Source organism: Lysinibacillus phoenicis (assembly GCF_047238325.1).
GTDB classification, from domain to species: Bacteria; Bacillota; Bacilli; order Bacillales_A; family Planococcaceae; genus Lysinibacillus; species Lysinibacillus irui.
This window is the reverse complement of sequence record NZ_JBDFMP010000002.1, coordinates 3,279,916-3,297,387: the sequence shown is the minus strand read 5'-3', so window position 1 is coordinate 3,297,387 and position 17,472 is coordinate 3,279,916. Positions and strand designations below refer to the sequence as shown.

The 17,472-nt window shown below is 41.6% G+C and carries 13 protein-coding genes, 9 tRNA genes and 3 rRNA genes; 3 read left to right on the top strand and 22 right to left on the bottom strand.

The window, feature by feature from the left end:
• Nucleotides 1-49 precede the first annotated feature (49 nt).
• Nucleotides 50-334 (bottom strand): co-chaperone GroES, encoded by a 285-nt coding sequence (groES, locus tag ABC382_RS17990; protein ID WP_054612084.1) that lies wholly within the window; start codon nt 332-334, stop codon nt 50-52.
• 170 nt (nt 335-504) lie between these two features.
• On the opposite strand from groES, the gene ABC382_RS17985 reads away from it, so the two are divergent.
• Entirely contained in the window at nt 505-1,269 is a 765-nt protein-coding gene (locus ABC382_RS17985) for a CPBP family intramembrane glutamic endopeptidase (protein WP_322611896.1), read from the top strand.
• A gap of 89 nt (nt 1,270-1,358) precedes the next feature.
• On the opposite strand, the gene tatC is transcribed toward ABC382_RS17985, so the two are convergent.
• From tatC to ABC382_RS17970, 3 genes are all read right to left on the bottom strand, one after another.
• Complete coding sequence (gene tatC, locus ABC382_RS17980; protein WP_274794665.1) at nt 1,359-2,183, bottom strand: twin-arginine translocase subunit TatC; 825 nt, start codon at nt 2,181-2,183, stop codon at nt 1,359-1,361.
• 17 nt (nt 2,184-2,200) lie between these two features.
• Nucleotides 2,201-2,386, bottom strand: a complete 186-nt coding sequence (locus ABC382_RS17975; RefSeq protein WP_008176991.1) for a twin-arginine translocase TatA/TatE family subunit — start codon at nt 2,384-2,386, stop codon at nt 2,201-2,203.
• A 166-nt stretch (nt 2,387-2,552) separates the two neighbouring features.
• A complete protein-coding gene (locus ABC382_RS17970) occupies nt 2,553-3,188 on the bottom strand; it encodes a redox-sensing transcriptional repressor Rex (protein WP_274794666.1) in 636 nt (211 codons plus the stop codon).
• Between the two features lie 250 nt (nt 3,189-3,438).
• Here ABC382_RS17970 and ABC382_RS17965 point away from each other — a divergent pair, with 250 nt between their 5' ends.
• Nucleotides 3,439-5,379 (top strand): ABC transporter ATP-binding protein, encoded by a 1,941-nt coding sequence (locus ABC382_RS17965; RefSeq protein ID WP_322611897.1) that lies wholly within the window; start codon nt 3,439-3,441, stop codon nt 5,377-5,379.
• A gap of 432 nt (nt 5,380-5,811) precedes the next feature.
• Here ABC382_RS17965 and tsaD read toward each other — a convergent pair whose 3' ends face one another.
• From tsaD to ABC382_RS17935, 6 genes are all read right to left on the bottom strand, one after another.
• The gene (gene tsaD / locus ABC382_RS17960; protein WP_274794668.1) at nt 5,812-6,828 is read right to left on the bottom strand and encodes a tRNA (adenosine(37)-N6)-threonylcarbamoyltransferase complex transferase subunit TsaD; all 1,017 of its coding nucleotides are present in this window, start codon (nt 6,826-6,828) and stop codon (nt 5,812-5,814) included.
• Entirely contained in the window at nt 6,828-7,280 is a 453-nt protein-coding gene (rimI, locus tag ABC382_RS17955; RefSeq protein WP_274794669.1) for a ribosomal protein S18-alanine N-acetyltransferase, read from the bottom strand. The genes tsaD and rimI overlap by 1 nt, the downstream gene beginning before the upstream one ends.
• Complete coding sequence (gene tsaB / locus ABC382_RS17950) at nt 7,273-7,980, bottom strand: tRNA (adenosine(37)-N6)-threonylcarbamoyltransferase complex dimerization subunit type 1 TsaB (RefSeq protein ID WP_274794670.1); 708 nt, start codon at nt 7,978-7,980, stop codon at nt 7,273-7,275. Before tsaB ends, rimI begins: the two co-directional genes overlap by 8 nt.
• The gene (gene tsaE / locus ABC382_RS17945) at nt 7,977-8,426 is read right to left on the bottom strand and encodes a tRNA (adenosine(37)-N6)-threonylcarbamoyltransferase complex ATPase subunit type 1 TsaE (RefSeq protein WP_274794671.1); all 450 of its coding nucleotides are present in this window, start codon (nt 8,424-8,426) and stop codon (nt 7,977-7,979) included. The genes tsaB and tsaE overlap by 4 nt, the downstream gene beginning before the upstream one ends.
• 201 nt (nt 8,427-8,627) lie before the next feature.
• Nucleotides 8,628-8,966, bottom strand: a complete 339-nt coding sequence (locus tag ABC382_RS17940; RefSeq protein ID WP_274794672.1) for a hypothetical protein — start codon at nt 8,964-8,966, stop codon at nt 8,628-8,630.
• A gap of 465 nt (nt 8,967-9,431) precedes the next feature.
• A tRNA-Asp gene (locus ABC382_RS17935) sits at nt 9,432-9,507 on the bottom strand.
• 155 nt (nt 9,508-9,662) lie between these two features.
• Between ABC382_RS17935 and ABC382_RS17930 the strand changes: the two genes are divergently transcribed.
• Nucleotides 9,663-10,727 carry a M24 family metallopeptidase gene (locus tag ABC382_RS17930; protein WP_322611898.1) on the top strand — a complete coding sequence of 355 codons (1,065 nt, stop codon included), beginning with the start codon at nt 9,663-9,665 and terminating at the stop codon, nt 10,725-10,727.
• Nucleotides 10,728-10,819: 92 nt separating this feature from the next.
• Here ABC382_RS17930 and rrf read toward each other — a convergent pair.
• The 12 genes from rrf to ABC382_RS17870 all read right to left on the bottom strand — a co-directional run bounded on the left by rrf (nt 10,820) and on the right by ABC382_RS17870 (nt 17,420).
• A 5S ribosomal RNA gene (gene rrf, locus ABC382_RS17925) occupies nt 10,820-10,935 on the bottom strand.
• A 187-nt stretch (nt 10,936-11,122) separates the two neighbouring features.
• Nucleotides 11,123-14,050, bottom strand: a 23S ribosomal RNA gene (locus tag ABC382_RS17920).
• 306 nt (nt 14,051-14,356) lie between these two features.
• Nucleotides 14,357-15,908, bottom strand: a 16S ribosomal RNA gene (locus ABC382_RS17915).
• Together the 16S, 23S and 5S rRNA genes with 8 tRNA genes alongside form the textbook arrangement of a ribosomal RNA operon.
• A gap of 197 nt (nt 15,909-16,105) precedes the next feature.
• Nucleotides 16,106-16,179: transfer RNA gene (locus ABC382_RS17910), tRNA-Gly, on the bottom strand.
• 18 nt (nt 16,180-16,197) lie between these two features.
• Nucleotides 16,198-16,274: transfer RNA gene (locus tag ABC382_RS17905), tRNA-Arg, on the bottom strand.
• Between the two features lie 18 nt (nt 16,275-16,292).
• Nucleotides 16,293-16,378, bottom strand: a tRNA-Leu gene (locus tag ABC382_RS17900).
• 68 nt (nt 16,379-16,446) lie between these two features.
• A tRNA-Lys gene (locus ABC382_RS17895) sits at nt 16,447-16,519 on the bottom strand.
• 15 nt (nt 16,520-16,534) lie between these two features.
• A tRNA-Gln gene (locus ABC382_RS17890) sits at nt 16,535-16,609 on the bottom strand.
• Nucleotides 16,610-16,614: 5 nt separating this feature from the next.
• Nucleotides 16,615-16,690 (bottom strand) — tRNA-Asp (locus ABC382_RS17885).
• A gap of 30 nt (nt 16,691-16,720) precedes the next feature.
• Nucleotides 16,721-16,792: transfer RNA gene (locus ABC382_RS17880), tRNA-Glu, on the bottom strand.
• A 1-nt stretch (nt 16,793) separates the two neighbouring features.
• Nucleotides 16,794-16,870, bottom strand: a tRNA-Asn gene (locus tag ABC382_RS17875).
• 88 nt (nt 16,871-16,958) lie between these two features.
• Nucleotides 16,959-17,420, bottom strand: coding sequence for a SprT family protein (locus ABC382_RS17870; protein WP_274794674.1), 462 nt, complete (start codon nt 17,418-17,420; stop codon nt 16,959-16,961).
• Nucleotides 17,421-17,472: the final 52 nt, after the last annotated feature.

The window sequence follows — 17,472 nt, the reverse complement described above, 5'->3', positions numbered from 1 at the left end:
TGTTAAGAAACAATAGGCAATCACCTTACTTAAGGTGCTTTACATGTTCTTATTCAATAATTGCAAGGATATCGCTTTCGCGTAAAATTAGGTATTCATTACCTTCAAATTTAACTTCTGTACCAGAGTACTTAGAGAAAATAATGTGGTCGTCAACTTTAACGTCAAGCTCTACACGTTGTCCGTTCTCTAATACACGACCTGTCCCAACTGCTACTACTTTACCCTCTTGTGGTTTTTCTTTTGCAGAGTCAGGTAGTACAATACCGAATGCAGATTTTTCTTCTACCTCGATTAGTTCAATTACAATACGATCTCCTAGTGGTCTTAACAAGTGAAACAACCTCCTAATAATAAATAATTGTTTAAATTTATTAGCACTCTATCTCAATGAGTGCTAACACAATTATTATGATAATCAATCGCTCTTTTTTTTGCAAGTCAGAACTTCGAAAAATTTTGTTTTCTTTCCATATTCCTCTACAATAGAAAGGAAGCATATAAATGGAAAGGATTTTGATTGTGACTAATTCTCAAAAAATAACGAAACATAAAAAAACAGCGCTGTATGTTTTGCTGATTTATATTCTTATGCAGATTTCAAGCAGATGGCTGCTCTTACCGTTCCATAAGCTCGTTATGAAGATAACTGGTCTAGCTTCTGAACAAGCGGCCCCCATTACGCAAGGCTGGTATATTGCCCTTAGTTTTGCTGTTGCACTCATTTTGAGCTTAATCCTTACATCTCGTGATAAAGCCTTTTGGAATATTTATCAAGGAAAAAAGGAAACGATACCTCTCACGATTGTTTGGGGGATCATCGGCTTCTTCCTGGTGTTCTTTGGTCAAATGATTGGTGCCGCCATTGAAATGGCTGTTTTTGGTATCAAAGGAGGCTCCCAAAATACCGCAGATATCGTTGCTATAGCAAAAGGAGCTCCTATTGCTATATTAGCAATTGTTGTATTTGGGCCCATATTAGAAGAGTTTGTTTTCCGAAGAGTTATATTCGGTTCGCTTGTCCAAACAACAAATTTCTGGGTGGCCGCAATCGTAAGTGCTATATTCTTTGCGATTATCCATTTCGACTTCTCTCATATCTTGCTTTATACTATTTGTGGTTTAATCTTTGCCTTTTTGTATCACAAAACAAAACGTATTTGGACTTCTATTATTGCACACGTCATGCTCAATGGTTTTGTAACACTTGTACAATTCTATGCAGAACCATTGCAAAAGTTTCTTCAAGAACTAGAAAAAATGCAATAATTTTTTGTAAAGCTATGTAAATTTATTGAAAAAAGGAATTGTAACAAAAAAAAGCTCGATGCCTTTATTTTGGCATCGAGCTTTATTTATTACTGTTGATTGAATTCTTCTATTTGTCTTCTTTGCTGTTCAAGTGCCTCTTCAATCTGACGCTTTTGTTCAGCTTCCTGCTCTTCTTTTAATCGGATCTCCTCAGATTTAAGGTATTTTTTATAACCAATCCGAGAAATCATAATACTAATTTCATACAAAATAAACAAAGGTACCGAAACCATTAAATGTGACGCCAGCTCAGGCGGTGCAATGATAGCAGCACAGACGAATAAAGCAAAGTATGAATATTTACGGATACGTATTAACAAGTCAGGATTTAAAAGCCCAATTCGAGAAAAGAATAATACAACAATTGGTAACTGGAAAAGGAAACCAAACGGTATTGTGAGCTTAAACAAAAATGTAAAATACTCATGTATACCAATGGTTTGCTGTATGTCTAAATCATTTGATAAATTCATCATGAATTTTATGACATACGGGAATAGCAAAAAGTATGAAAAGGATAACCCTGCGATAAACAATAAAAATGAATACGGTATATAGCTTAAGGTTGCTCTTCGTTCTACCTCCCTTAGTCCAGGGCTAATAAACGACCATAATTGATACATTAACACAGGCGATGAAAGAATAAATGCTATTAAAAATACAATTTGGATATAAATTGCAAGCGGTGTTACTACGTCAAATGCATGGAGCTCTATATTATATTTTGCTCCAGTAGCTTGAAGGTATTTTACAAGCGGCTTTGCGACGAAAAAACCGCCAGCCATAGCTAGAACAAAGAAAACGGCAACAATGAACAGCCGTTTTCTTAATTCTTCTATATGCTCAATAACAGTTAGATCTTTTGGATTCATTCCTCAAACATCCTAACTTACTTATCTAGTTCTTTCTTTTTCTTATCATCATCATCTTCGTCTGCTAAACCTTTAGTAGCATTTTTGAATTCACGTAGTGTTGAACCAAATGCCTTACCAAGCTCTGGTAACTTTTTAGGACCAAAAATTAGTAACGCGACAACTCCGATAATAATGAGGCTCATAGGACCAATACCACCCATTACAGCCACCTCCTCTTTATATCCATCATTTTAACGCATAATTCGCCATTTTGCTAACTAATTATATGTGAAAGTTTTTCGTCACTCTCACAGTTTTTACCACCTTTTATTTACAATTTCTATTTGACAGAAACGGTGAACTACACTTAAAAAATATGTATAATTTTCACTCTTCCTGATTACGAATTAAATAAATAAGCGCTTGCAATTCTACCGATAAATCAATAGTTAAGAGTTGCATTCTATCAGGTACTGTTAACCGCTCTGGTGTAAAGTTCAAAATGCCCTTTGCATCCATTGCCGCTAAGCGATCTGCCATTTTTTGTGCAGAGCGTGGCGAAACGGTTAAAATGGCAAGCTCTGCGCCATACTCCGCATATTTCTCCTCCAATAAATCTGGATGAAAAACAGGAATATTGCTAATCATTTTGCCATCCTTAGGCGCTTTTGAATCAAAAGCTACGACAATATGGGTATTATGGTTTTTTTGAAAATTATATTTTAATAATGCACTGCCCAAATTCCCCACGCCAATTAACGCTACTTTTGTTGTTTCATGCTGATCAAGCGTTTGGCTAAAAAATTGTAATAGATGCTGCACATCGTAGCCATAGCCTTTCTTCCCTAGAGCACCAAAGTAAGAAAAATCACGGCGAATGGTTGCAGAATCTATTTTCATCGCTTCACTCAGTTCCTTTGACGATATACGTTCCATACCTTCTTGTGCAAAGTTTTGAATAAATCGATAGTACAGAGGAAGTCTTTTTGTAGTGGCTTGTGGAATTTTTAATTCTTGTTTCAAACTTTTTCCTCCTTACAATGTACCTCAGTCCATTTTACTTTATATAACTAATAATTTTAATACATTCATCCTGAACTATAACTAAATTTTTGCTTACCCTCGAGTATTTCTCTTTAGTTAACGGCGCTTTTACGCAGCTAACTAAAAAGAAATCGTTTCAATCTTACATGACTGCTAGGAATAAGTAAAGCACCGACATTGCACGTAGATCGTTCATCCATTAAACTAAGGTAGAATTGAGGTGTCAAGAATGATTGTTTTACAGGTCAATCAACTAACAAAATCCTTTCTTGCAGATGAAATTTTAAGTGGCGTTAAATTAGAAGTTCAACACCGTGATCGCGTTGCCTTAGTAGGGCGAAACGGTGCAGGTAAATCGACATTATTAAAAATAATCGCTGGACAAATGTCCTATGATTCAGGCGATATCATTATTCCAAAGGATATTCAGATTGGTTATTTAGAGCAGCATGCTGGATTAAATTCTACACTAACTATTTGGGATGAAATGATGACAATTTTCGAATCACTTTTAGCCCAAGAGCAAACACTACGCTCGCTCGAACAGCGAATGGCTGATCCTGCAGTATACGAAAATCCAACTGTCTATGCGAAAGTTATGTCTGAATACGATCAATTACAACATAATTTTAAGGATGCTGGTGGTTATCAATATGAGTCAGACATTCGCTCAGTACTTCATGGAATGCAGTTCTATCCAGAAGACTATGATAAACCAATTAGCTCACTATCCGGCGGACAGCGCACACGTTTAGCACTTGCTAAGCTCTTGCTTAGTAAACCTGATCTGTTAATTCTCGATGAGCCTACAAACCATTTAGATATCGAAACATTATCATGGTTGGAATCCTACTTAAAGAGCTATGAAGGCGCTATTTTAATTGTTTCCCATGACCGCTATTTCTTAGACCAAGTTGTTTCTATTGTCTATGAAGTATCCCGCCATCGTGTCACTAAATACACAGGTAATTATAGTGCTTATTTAGATGAAAAAGCTAAAAACTACGAACGAGATGTTAAGCTCTATGAACGTCAGCAAGACGAAAAGGCCAAGCTAGAGGATTTTATTCAAAAGAATATTGCTCGTGCCTCCACAACAAAAATGGCACAGAGTCGACGTAAAATGCTTGAACGAACTGAGTGGATGGATTCACCAGACGGTGATGAAAAATCTGCTAGTTTCGGTTTTACTATTGAAAGACAAAGTGGTAATGATGTTTTATCAGTTGATGATTTAACAATCGGCTATAATCTTCCTATTTCTAATGGCATCAACCTCCGAACTTTTCGCGAAGACCGGATAGCGCTTGTAGGTCCTAACGGGGTTGGTAAATCGACATTATTAAAAACAATTGTGAAAGACTTACCACCTATTTCAGGCGATATTCGCTATGGTACAAATGTACAAATTGGTTATTATGATCAAGAGCAAGCCAAGCTCTCAAGCAATAAAAGTGTCTTGAAAGAGCTATGGGATGAATGGCCGCTCATGAATGAAAAAGATGTTCGCACCGTATTGGGGCGTTTCCTTTTTAGTGGAGAAGATGTAGACAAAGTCGTATCCTCTTTATCTGGTGGAGAAAAAGCACGACTTGCTCTCGTTAAATTAATGTTGCAAAAGGCAAATTTTTTAATCTTGGATGAGCCTACAAACCACCTAGACTTAGATAGTAAAGAAGTGCTGGAAAATGCGTTAATCGATTATCCTGGCACGCTTCTATTTGTCTCACATGACCGCTACTTCATTAATCGGATTGCGACAAAAGTTGTTGAATTATCTGGAACTGGGTCATTTGAATATTTAGGTGACTATGATTATTATGTGGAGAAAAAACAGGAACTATTGGAGCTAGCTCAAATGAAGGCAGCTTCTCAACCACAAGTACAGCAAGACCTTCCTGATAAAACTTCCACCTCTAAAATTGATAAAGAAGCAAAAAAACGTGAACGTCAAATTAAACGTTCTATCGAAGATTTAGAAGGTAAAATGCAAGAAACAACAGCTATTGTTGAAAATCTAGAGGAAGCCCTTTGCAACCCTGCTATTTTCACTGACCATGAAAAAATTTCACAGCTACAAAATGAATTAGCCACTGCTAAAGAACAGCATGAGCTATTGGAATTAGAATGGCTTGAGTTGAATGAGGAATTAGAAAATATTAATATGTAATTTGATTTAAGCCATATGCCTTCACATATGGCTTTTTTCTTTACTCCTCTTTATTTTTCATATATATTGGTCAAGTGCTATTTTTCGACAAAAAATGCCCACAGTTTTATACACACTAAAAATCTAGTAATACCAACATATCAACAGAGTTTTCCACATTGTCCACAACCAAAATTTATTTTATCCACATATATTCACGTAAAAAGAGCTACTATATATTGAATAATCACAAGTTATGCACAAGTTATCAACATTTTGTGCATAAGTACGCGTGTTCGCTATTTAGTTCAGTACTTTACCTGTGGATAATTTTCTGAAAAATTTGTCAATTAAACTTAAATAGTACCTATTCTCTTAGCATCATTCTTATATTATCTACATATTTTCGACAATCAAAAAGAGATATCTAAAAAATAGATACCTCTTTCATCTCTACACCCAGGATTTTAATTCCATTCCTGGACGTCCATTCATCGTTAAATTTCCTCTAACGCCCGCTTCCAACATTGGCATAGCTGCAGCACCAATCATCGCCGCATTATCCGTACACAATTTAAGTGGTGGTACAAAAAACGGAATACCTTCCTTTGAAAATACAGCCTCTAATGAAGCACGCAAGCCTTTATTCGCGGCTACACCGCCTGCTGCAATGACCTGTTTCACTCGATATTGTCGAGCAGCTCGCAACGTTTTAGCAGTTAATACTTCTACAACACTTTCCTGGAAGCCTTTTGCAACAGCTGCGGGTGAAATGTCTTCACCTCTTTGATCCATATTATGTTTATAATTAATGACGGCTGATTTTAAGCCACTAAAACTAAAATCGTAAGAATCCTCTTCTAGCCATACCCTTGGAAATGGAACAGCCTCTTCGCCCTCATGAGCAAGCTGATCAATACGTGGGCCACCTGGGTAAGGTAAATTTAATACACGTGCCACTTTATCATAGGCTTCTCCAGCTGCATCATCTCGCGTTTCACCAATGACCTCGAAAGAACCATGTTCCTTCATATAGACAAGCTCTGTATGACCACCTGATACGACAAGTGCTAATAAGGGAAATTCCATTGGCTGAACGAGTGCATTTGCATAAATATGACCCGCAATATGATGTACACCAACAATCGGCAAGTTGTTTGCAAAAGCAAAAGCCTTAGCCGCATTAATGCCAATCAACAAGGCCCCTACTAGACCAGGACCCTCTGTAACAGCAACCGCATCTAAATCTTCTGGCTTTAACTTAGCTTGTGCTAATGCCTCTTCTATCACCATTGTAATTTGTTCGACATGATGACGTGAGGCAATTTCAGGTACAACGCCACCAAATCGCTTATGACTTTCTATTTGAGAAGCAACCACATTCGATACGATTTCATGTCCATTTCGAATGATTGCTGCTGCTGTTTCATCACAGCTCGATTCTATTGCTAATATCAATCCATTTTTCATTATAAATTCACCCACATGACAAGGGCATCCTCCCCGTTATCAGTATAATAGCCTTTACGTATGCCACCATCTTGGAACTGTAGCTTGCGATAAAGGTTTTGCGCAATGCTATTTGTCACACGTACCTCTAAAGTCATAACTTCCATTCCGTGTAAACGAGCTATTTGCATCGCCTCACGCATTAGCCCCTCGCCTATCCCTCGGCCACGTGCTGCTTCTATAACAGCTACATTTGTAATTTGGGCTGCATCTATAACCATCCACATGCCACAAAAACCAATAATAGTGTCATCTGCATCGATGGCTAATACATAGTGTGCATACTGATTTTCATGTACCTCATAGTAAAATGAATCTAGTGTCCATGGCACAGGAAAAGAAGCCACTTCAATTTCATAGACTGCAGGTACATCATCAGAGACCATTTTACGATAAGTTACAGTACTACTCATGTTCCTTCTCCTTCTGTTCTTTCAGCCAATTTGCCTCTGCTTCCGCAATACGTTTATATTGTGGGACAAAGTGATGGGTAGCTTCAACACTTGGAAGTTCCATTTTAGTCGCAACACGAATTACTTCCGCCGCTCGTGGCAAGTCAAGACTAAATGGTGCACGTACTGCTGTATCACCAAGAACTTCTACAATATTGTCCCAAAAAATATCTACATCTGTTCCCACAAACAAAATAGGTGCCTCTAATGCCTTCAAACGCTCTAATAAATCAGTGATATGTGTATGATAATCCTCGACAATAGCCTCTAATGCTTGGCCTTGATAAACGGCCGTATAGACATTGCCTCTTCTTGCGTCAAAAATTGGGCAAACCAACCCATTATATAAGGCGGCATTTGCAGCTAATGCCTTTAAACTAGATATCCCCACTAAAGGCTTCTGCAATGTCCATGCAAGGGTTTTGGCTAGCGTCACTCCTATACGGACACCTGTATAAGAACCTGGCCCTTCAGATACGGCAATTGCATCCAATTCGTTTGGTTTAATACCTACTCGAGCTAGTATCTCCTCAATAGCTGGCATCGCACCTGCTGAATGGGTTAATTTTATATTTTGTATCATTTCGGCCACCACTTTGCCATCCTTCACAACTGCAACAGAAAGCGGTGTATTCGCTGTTTCTATTCCTAACCAAATCATTTCATTAGCTCCTCACATAGTGCCTCATAGCGTTCCCCACGAGGTAATAATACAAAGCGTCGTTCATTTTCTCCGATTCGGTAAATCTCTATCGCCAAGCGATCCTGTGGCAAATCTTGTTCAATTAAATGTGCCCATTCGATCACTGATACCGCATCTCCATAAAACAATTCATCCCAACCAAGATCCTCATCACTTTCTGCTAACCGATAGACATCTAAATGATTAAAGGGTAACCTTCCCTCATACTGCTTAACAATCGTAAAAGTTGGGCTGTTGACTGTTCTTTTGACTCCAAGTCCCTTCGCTAAAGCTTTTGTAAATGTTGTCTTACCAGCGCCTAGATCCCCCTCTAATGTTATGGTGTCTTGCGCTTCTAGTAAATTTGCTAGCTTCACGGCAAAGCGTTCTGTATCATCAACTGAATTCATGATTATTTCATACATACTCTTTTTCCTCTCATCACTACATTACCTCTAGTTTACCTAAACTAGCGGAAATGTTCAAAGCATCCAATATGAATTATATCTTGCTGAAATGGTTCTAACTAAAGAAGCAATGTGTCTTGGCTTTGATATTGTGCTTGTAAGAAGGGTAACCATTGAATTAAAAAAACACGCCTTCTATTGTGAAGACGTGTCAACTATCTATCTATTGGAATGGCCTTTAACAGCAATAATCTCTTTATCAATTAGTTTATCATTCTTAAATTTCAATAAATAAGCCTGTGTCATCAGGATTTCATCATTCCACCGATATTCATTATTTTTGATCTTTTTACCTGCGCCGCCTACTGTTTCTACTACTTCAATATATGACATATCATTTTTTAATTTCTCAAATTCTGCTTCATTCATATTTTTTTGCCAGTGATACGCATTTGATTCTTCTATCTCTATAATAGGATCTCCACAGCCTACCATCAATATCATGGAACCAATAAGCAAAGGTAAATAAAGACGTTTAAAAGAATAGTCTTTGCTCATATTAACACCTCCGTAGCCAATCCGATTACTTCTAATGTTTACCCCTAATTTTTATTTTAGAAACATATCTAATTTTACCTTATAGAAACGCCATCATTTATCGGTAATTTTTACTATCTTTAGATAATATTAAATATATGCAATAAGTTTTATTTATTACACTTATAAAAAGCTTTTACAGCGATTAGACATCTTTCTAAGAGAATTTGATGAGCTATTTAGGACGTTAGATGTTATTTTTTATAAAATAACGGTAGGTTCGTCATGAGTCCTTCGCCGACTATAAAGCTTTAAGCCCCAATGTTGATACGCTATGAACTAGGTCCTCATGAAGTTTAACATTGACGCTTCCAGCATATTTGAAAAAGTCCACTTTGGAGGTGTATAACTGAATGAATATCCGATTGAACACAATAAAGCCCTTATGACTTTAACAATCATAAGGGCTATATATTTAATTATAAATGGCGGTCCCGACCGGGATCGAACCGGCGATCTCCTGCGTGACAGGCAGGCATGTTAACCGCTACACCACGGGACCTCTTTAAGACATTTATAAATATATCATAAAAAAATTAGATATGCAACAAATATTTTCATATTTTTTATTCAAAAATTATCTACGTATCTATTTTTTGTAGACTCTAAACATGATGCAAAATTTGCAGTATAGTTAACGTAAAGGGGGAAAATTATATGTCAAAATTAAACGAATTACGACAATCTTTACAAGGACAGGATATGGACGCAATTATTATTACAAACGCTCAGAATCGCCGTTATTTAACAGGGTTTACAGGCAGTGCAGGAACAGTTATCGTAACAAACACTCGCGCTCTCTTATTAGTAGACTTCCGCTATACACAACAGGCAAAGGATCAATGTAAAGCTTTTGAGGTTCTAGAAATTGATCGCAACCGTTTATATGAAACCATTCAGGAAATTTTTGAACAGGATTCAATTAAAACAGCAGGTTTTGAGCAACATCATGTTACATATCATAGTTATCAATTAATGAATAATAAATTGACAGCCACATTGAAGCCATTGTCTACTATTGTAGAAGATTTACGAAAGATTAAAACACCCGAAGAAATTGAAATAATAAAAAAAGCAGCATGGATTTCGGATGAGGCATTTAAATATATTTTAACTATCATTGAACCAGGCATTTCTGAACTTGATATTGCCCATGCATTAGAATCTCATATGCGAAAAAATGGTGCCACTGGGGCAGCCTTTGACATGATTATCGCTTCAGGTTATCGTTCAGCATTACCGCATGGTGTAGCGTCCTCTAAAGTAGTTGAGCAAGGTGATATGCTGATAATGGATTTTGGCGCTTATTTTCAAGGCTATCGTTCGGATATGACTAGAACGATTGCAATTGGGGAGCCATCAGACCACTTAAAGGAAGTATACCAAATCGTTTATGACTCTCTCCAACATGCCCTTTCCAAAATGAGAGCAGGTATTACAGGACGAGAGGCAGATAGCTATACTCGTGACTATATTACAGCAAAAGGTTATGGACATAATTATGGACATGGTGCAGGACATGGTATAGGATTAGATATCCATGAAAATATATTTATGTCTACGGTCTGTGAAGATATTCTAGAAGAGAATATGGTATTAACAGTTGAACCAGGTATTTATATACCCAATATAGGCGGCGTACGTATCGAGGATGACGTTATCATTAAGAAAGACGGTGTGGAAGTACTTACCCACTCTCCAAAGGAACTCATTATTTTATAAATAAACAATAACATCAAAGAATAATTACAAATGTAATTATTCTTTGATTTTTTAAATAAAAAAACAGCCAGCTCACAGCTGACTGCTTTCTTGCCTAGCGACGTCCTACTCTCACAGGGGGAAGCCCCCAACTACCATCGGCGCTAAAGAGCTTAACTTCCGTGTTCGGTATGGGAACGGGTGTGACCTCTTTGCCATCATCACTAGACTATGTTCGACCTTCAATACACGGCGTATTACTGCGTCAGCTGCTCTCGCTCAATCAGTCACGTACAGAAGTACGCTCCCTCAATCACTCGGTTGCTTCCTTGTTCTACTTGTGTCTTGAAGCTCTCTTTTTTGAAAGATTATTCTTTCAAAACTGGATAAACGGCGCATTGAATGCTTCAAACAATTTGGTTAAGTCCTCGATCGATTAGTATTCGTCAGCTCCATGTGTCACCACACTTCCACCTCGAACCTATCTACCTCATCGTCTTTGAGGGATCTTACTTACTTGCGTAATGGGAAATCTCATCTTGAGGGGGGCTTCATGCTTAGATGCTTTCAGCACTTATCCCGTCCACACATAGCTACCCAGCGATGCCTTTGGCAAGACAACTGGTACACCAGCGGTGTGTCCATCCCGGTCCTCTCGTACTAAGGACAGCTCCTCTCAAATTTCCTACGCCCACGACGGATAGGGACCGAACTGTCTCACGACGTTCTGAACCCAGCTCGCGTACCGCTTTAATGGGCGAACAGCCCAACCCTTGGGACCGACTACAGCCCCAGGATGCGATGAGCCGACATCGAGGTGCCAAACCTCCCCGTCGATGTGGACTCTTGGGGGAGATAAGCCTGTTATCCCCGGGGTAGCTTTTATCCGTTGAGCGATGGCCCTTCCATGCGGAACCACCGGATCACTAAGCCCGTCTTTCGACCCTGCTCGACTTGTAGGTCTCGCAGTCAAGCTCCCTTGTGCCTTTACACTCTACGAATGATTTCCAACCATTCTGAGGGAACCTTTGGGCGCCTCCGTTACCTTTTAGGAGGCGACCGCCCCAGTCAAACTGTCCGCCTGACACTGTCTCCTGCCCCGCTAAGGGGCATGGGTTAGAATTTCAATACAACCAGGGTAGTATCCCACCGACGCCTCCTTCGAAGCTGGCGCTCCGAGATCTCTGGCTCCTACCTATCCTGTACAAGTTGTACCAAAATTCAATATCAGGCTACAGTAAAGCTCCACGGGGTCTTTCCGTCCTGTCGCGGGTAACCTGCATCTTCACAGGTACTATAATTTCACCGAGTCTCTCGTTGAGACAGTGCCCAGATCGTTACGCCTTTCGTGCGGGTCGGAACTTACCCGACAAGGAATTTCGCTACCTTAGGACCGTTATAGTTACGGCCGCCGTTTACTGGGGCTTCAATTCGCAGCTTCGCTTGCGCTAACCACTCCTCTTAACCTTCCAGCACCGGGCAGGCGTCAGCCCCTATACGTCACCTTACGGTTTTGCAGAGACCTGTGTTTTTGCTAAACAGTCGCCTGGGCCTATTCACTGCGGCTCTCATGCGCTTGCACGCTCAAGAGCACCCCTTCTCCCGAAGTTACGGGGTCATTTTGCCGAGTTCCTTAACGAGAGTTCTCTCGCACACCTTAGGATTCTCTCCTCGACTACCTGTGTCGGTTTGCGGTACGGGCACCTCTCACCTCGATAGAGGCTTTTCTTGGCAGTGTGAAATCAGGAACTTCGTCCATACGGACTCGCCATCACAGCTCAACGTTACAGTGTGCGGATTTGCCTACACACACGCCTTACTGCTTGGACGCGCATAACCAACAGCGCGCTTACCCTATCCTACTGCGTCCCCCCATTTCTCAAACGGTGAGGAGGTGGTACAGGAATATCAACCTGTTGTCCATCGCCTACGCCTGTCGGCCTCGGCTTAGGTCCCGACTAACCCTGAGCGGACGAGCCTTCCTCAGGAAACCTTAGTCATACGGTGGACGGGATTCTCACCCGTCTTTCGCTACTCATACCGGCATTCTCACTTCTAAGCGCTCCACCAGTCCTTCCGGTCTGACTTCAACGCACTTAGAACGCTCTCCTACCACTGACATCGTAGATGTCAATCCACAGCTTCGGTGAATCGTTTAGCCCCGATACATTTTCGGCGCAGCGTCACTCGACCAGTGAGCTATTACGCACTCTTTAAATGATGGCTGCTTCTAAGCCAACATCCTGGTTGTCTGTGCAACGCCACATCCTTTTCCACTTAACGATTACTTTGGGACCTTAGCTGGTGGTCTGGGCTGTTTCCCTTTTGACTACGGATCTTATCACTCGCAGTCTGACTCCCGTGTATAAATATCTGGCATTCGGAGTTTGTCTGAATTCGGTAAACCGGGATGGCCCCCTAGTCCAAACAGTGCTCTACCTCCAGTATTCTCATCACGAGGCTAGCCCTAAAGCTATTTCGGAGAGAACCAGCTATCTCCAAGTTCGATTGGAATTTCTCCGCTACCCACACCTCATCCCCGCACTTTTCAACGTGCGTGGGTTCGGGCCTCCAGTAAGTGTTACCTTACCTTCACCCTGGACATGGGTAGATCACCTGGTTTCGGGTCTACGACCACGTACTATTTCGCCCTATTCAGACTCGCTTTCGCTGCGGCTCCGCCTTCTAAAGCTTAACCTCGCACGTAATCGTAACTCGCCGGTTCATTCTACAAAAGGCACGCTATCACCCATTAACGGGCTCTAACTACTTGTAGGCACACGGTTTCAGGATCTCTTTCACTCCCCTTCCGGGGTGCTTTTCACCTTTCCCTCACGGTACTGGTTCACTATCGGTCACTAGGTAGTATTTAGCCTTGGGAGATGGTCCTCCCGGATTCCGACGGAATTTCACGTGTTCCGCCGTACTCAGGATCCACTCAGGAGAGAACGAACTTTCGACTACAGGGCTTTTACCTGCTCTGGCGGACCTTTCCAAGTCGCTTCATCTAACTCGCTCTTTTGTAACTCCGTATAGAGTGTCCTACAACCCCAAGAGGCAAGCCTCTTGGTTTGGGCTCTTCCCGTTTCGCTCGCCGCTACTCAGGGAATCGATTTTTCTTTCTCTTCCTCCAGGTACTTAGATGTTTCAGTTCCCTGGGTCTGCCTTCAAGACGCTATGTATTCACGTCAAGATACTACGCGATTAAACGTAGTGGGTTCCCCCATTCGGAAATCTCCGGATCAAAGCTCACTTACAGCTCCCCGAAGCATATCGGTGTTAGTGCCGTCCTTCTTCGGCTCCTAGTGCCAAGGCATTCGCCGTGCGCCCTTAATAACTTAACCTACAGCTTTCAATACACATCGCATTTCGTTGTCAGCTTCACTCGTTCAATCAGTCACGTACTGAAGTACGCTCCTTCATTTACTCGATTGCTTCCTAGAACTGCTTGTGTCTTGAAACCTTACTAATGTTATTAAGCCTATAAAAAAACTTAAAAAATAAATGTGTTTGTTACAATTTCAATGTCGTTTTATCCAGTTTTCAAAGAACAAGTTTTGAAGTATTTCATTCGGAAGAATGAACCTTCAAAACTGAACGCAAAACGTAATCTTACAAACCCTAGGTTTGTATTCCGAAATAATCCTTAGAAAGGAGGTGATCCAGCCGCACCTTCCGATACGGCTACCTTGTTACGACTTCACCCCAATCATCTATCCCACCTTCGGCGGCTGGCTCCAAAAGGTTACCTCACCGACTTCGGGTGTTACAAACTCTCGTGGTGTGACGGGCGGTGTGTACAAGGCCCGGGAACGTATTCACCGCGGCATGCTGATCCGCGATTACTAGCGATTCCGGCTTCATGTAGGCGAGTTGCAGCCTACAATCCGAACTGAGAACGACTTTATCGGATTAGCTCCCTCTCGCGAGTTGGCAACCGTTTGTATCGTCCATTGTAGCACGTGTGTAGCCCAGGTCATAAGGGGCATGATGATTTGACGTCATCCCCACCTTCCTCCGGTTTGTCACCGGCAGTCACCTTAGAGTGCCCAACTAAATGATGGCAACTAAGATCAAGGGTTGCGCTCGTTGCGGGACTTAACCCAACATCTCACGACACGAGCTGACGACAACCATGCACCACCTGTCACCGTTGCCCCCGAAGGGGAAACTATATCTCTACAGTGGTCAACGGGATGTCAAGACCTGGTAAGGTTCTTCGCGTTGCTTCGAATTAAACCACATGCTCCACCGCTTGTGCGGGCCCCCGTCAATTCCTTTGAGTTTCAGTCTTGCGACCGTACTCCCCAGGCGGAGTGCTTAATGCGTTAGCTGCAGCACTAAGGGGCGGAAACCCCCTAACACTTAGCACTCATCGTTTACGGCGTGGACTACCAGGGTATCTAATCCTGTTTGCTCCCCACGCTTTCGCGCCTCAGCGTCAGTTACAGACCAGAAAGTCGCCTTCGCCACTGGTGTTCCTCCAAATCTCTACGCATTTCACCGCTACACTTGGAATTCCACTTTCCTCTTCTGCACTCAAGTCCCCCAGTTTCCAATGACCCTCCACGGTTGAGCCGTGGGCTTTCACATCAGACTTAAAGGACCGCCTGCGCGCGCTTTACGCCCAATAATTCCGGACAACGCTTGCCACCTACGTATTACCGCGGCTGCTGGCACGTAGTTAGCCGTGGCTTTCTAATAAGGTACCGTCAAGGTACAGCCAGTTACTACTGTACTTGTTCTTCCCTTACAACAGAGTTTTACGATCCGAAAACCTTCTTCACTCACGCGGCGTTGCTCCATCAGGCTTTCGCCCATTGTGGAAGATTCCCTACTGCTGCCTCCCGTAGGAGTCTGGGCCGTGTCTCAGTCCCAGTGTGGCCGATCACCCTCTCAGGTCGGCTACGCATCGTCGCCTTGGTGAGCCGTTACCTCACCAACTAGCTAATGCGCCGCGGGCCCATCTTATAGCGACAGCCGAAACCGTCTTTCAGTGTTCCACCATGAGGTGGAACAGATTATTCGGTATTAGCCCCGGTTTCCCGGAGTTATCCCAAACTATAAGGTAGGTTGCCCACGTGTTACTCACCCGTCCGCCGCTAACGTCAAAGGAGCAAGCTCCTTCTCTGTTCGCTCGACTTGCATGTATTAGGCACGCCGCCAGCGTTCGTCCTGAGCCAGGATCAAACTCTCCATAAAAGAAATTTGATTAGCTCAAATTGTTTTGCTGGCATCAATTTTGATGTCCAAAATTTTGTTTTGTTCACTAGCCGAAACTAGTTACTTAAAACTTTATTGATTACGTTTTGCTTGTTCAGTTTTCAAGGTTCATAACGTCGTCTTTCAGACAACTTCTTTATGTTATCACACAACCATTTGGTTGTCAACACTTTTTTTGGAGCGGGTGATGAGAATCGAACTCACGACATCAGCTTGGAAGGCTGAGGTTTTACCATTAAACTACACCCGCGTATTTATTGTTTAAAATTGGCGCGCCCGGCAGGAGTCGAACCCACAACCTTCTGATCCGTAGTCAGACGCTCTATCCAATTGAGCTACGGGCGCATATAAAATTAAATGACTTGGTGCGGCCGAGAGGACTTGAACCTCCACGGGGTTGCCCCCACTAGGCCCTCAACCTAGCGCGTCTGCCGTTCCGCCACGACCGCATTCGATTAGTAACTTTCTCATTATACTACGATAACCAAAAAAGTCAACCTTTTTTCTTAAAATAAGATGAGCCATGAAGGACTCGAACCTTCGACCCTCTGATTAAAAGTCAGATGCTCTACCAACTGAGCTAATGGCTCAAATTAAGAAATGAATGGCTGGGGTACTAGGATTCGAACCTAGGCATGACGGAATCAAAATCCGTTGCCTTACCGCTTGGCTATACCCCAATAAGTGGCGGTCCCGACCGGGATCGAACCGGCGATCTCCTGCGTGACAGGCAGGCATGTTAACCGCTACACCACGGGACCAAATTATTGTAATTTAAAATATAAAGAAAATGACCCCTACGGGATTCGAACCCGTGTTACCGCCGTGAAAGGGCGGTGTCTTAACCACTTGACCAAGGGGCCATGGCTCCGAAGGCAGGACTCGAACCTGCGACAACCTGATTAACAGTCAGGTGCTACTACCAACTGAGCTACTTCGGAATAATCATGTAATGTTGTCGTCGTTATCTTGTCGACTTTTACTATTATAGGGACAACTTAATAAAACGTCAACTGTTTTTTTATTTTTTTACTCTAATAGTTTTAATCTCCCCAAACACTTGCTACAACAATACTTTTCAACATTCATTTTTATTTTTCGAACATATAATTGTTGGCAATTGACACAAGTATAAGTATAACGACGACTATATTTGGTAGTTGATGCTTTAGGAGGTTGTAAAACTGAGCAAAATCGAGGTGCATTTACTTTTTTTAATAATGCCCGAAAGTCTTGATCTCGATGTTGATACCCTTTACCTTCTATATGTAAATGATAATGACATAGTTCATGCAGGACTATACCTTCAATTTCCTTAACGCCATATAGCTCAAAGGCTTTAGGATTAATTTCTATATTATGGGATTGTAAAAGATACCGCCCTCCTGTTGAACGTAATCTAGCGTTAAAGTAGGCTTGATGTTGAAATGGCTTTTGAAAACTTTCCAAGGATAAGCGACGAACAAGCTGTTGTAATTCCTCATTGTTCATAATGATCACCTCTAACAACAAGAATACCACACTGCGTAGTATAGACAGTGTG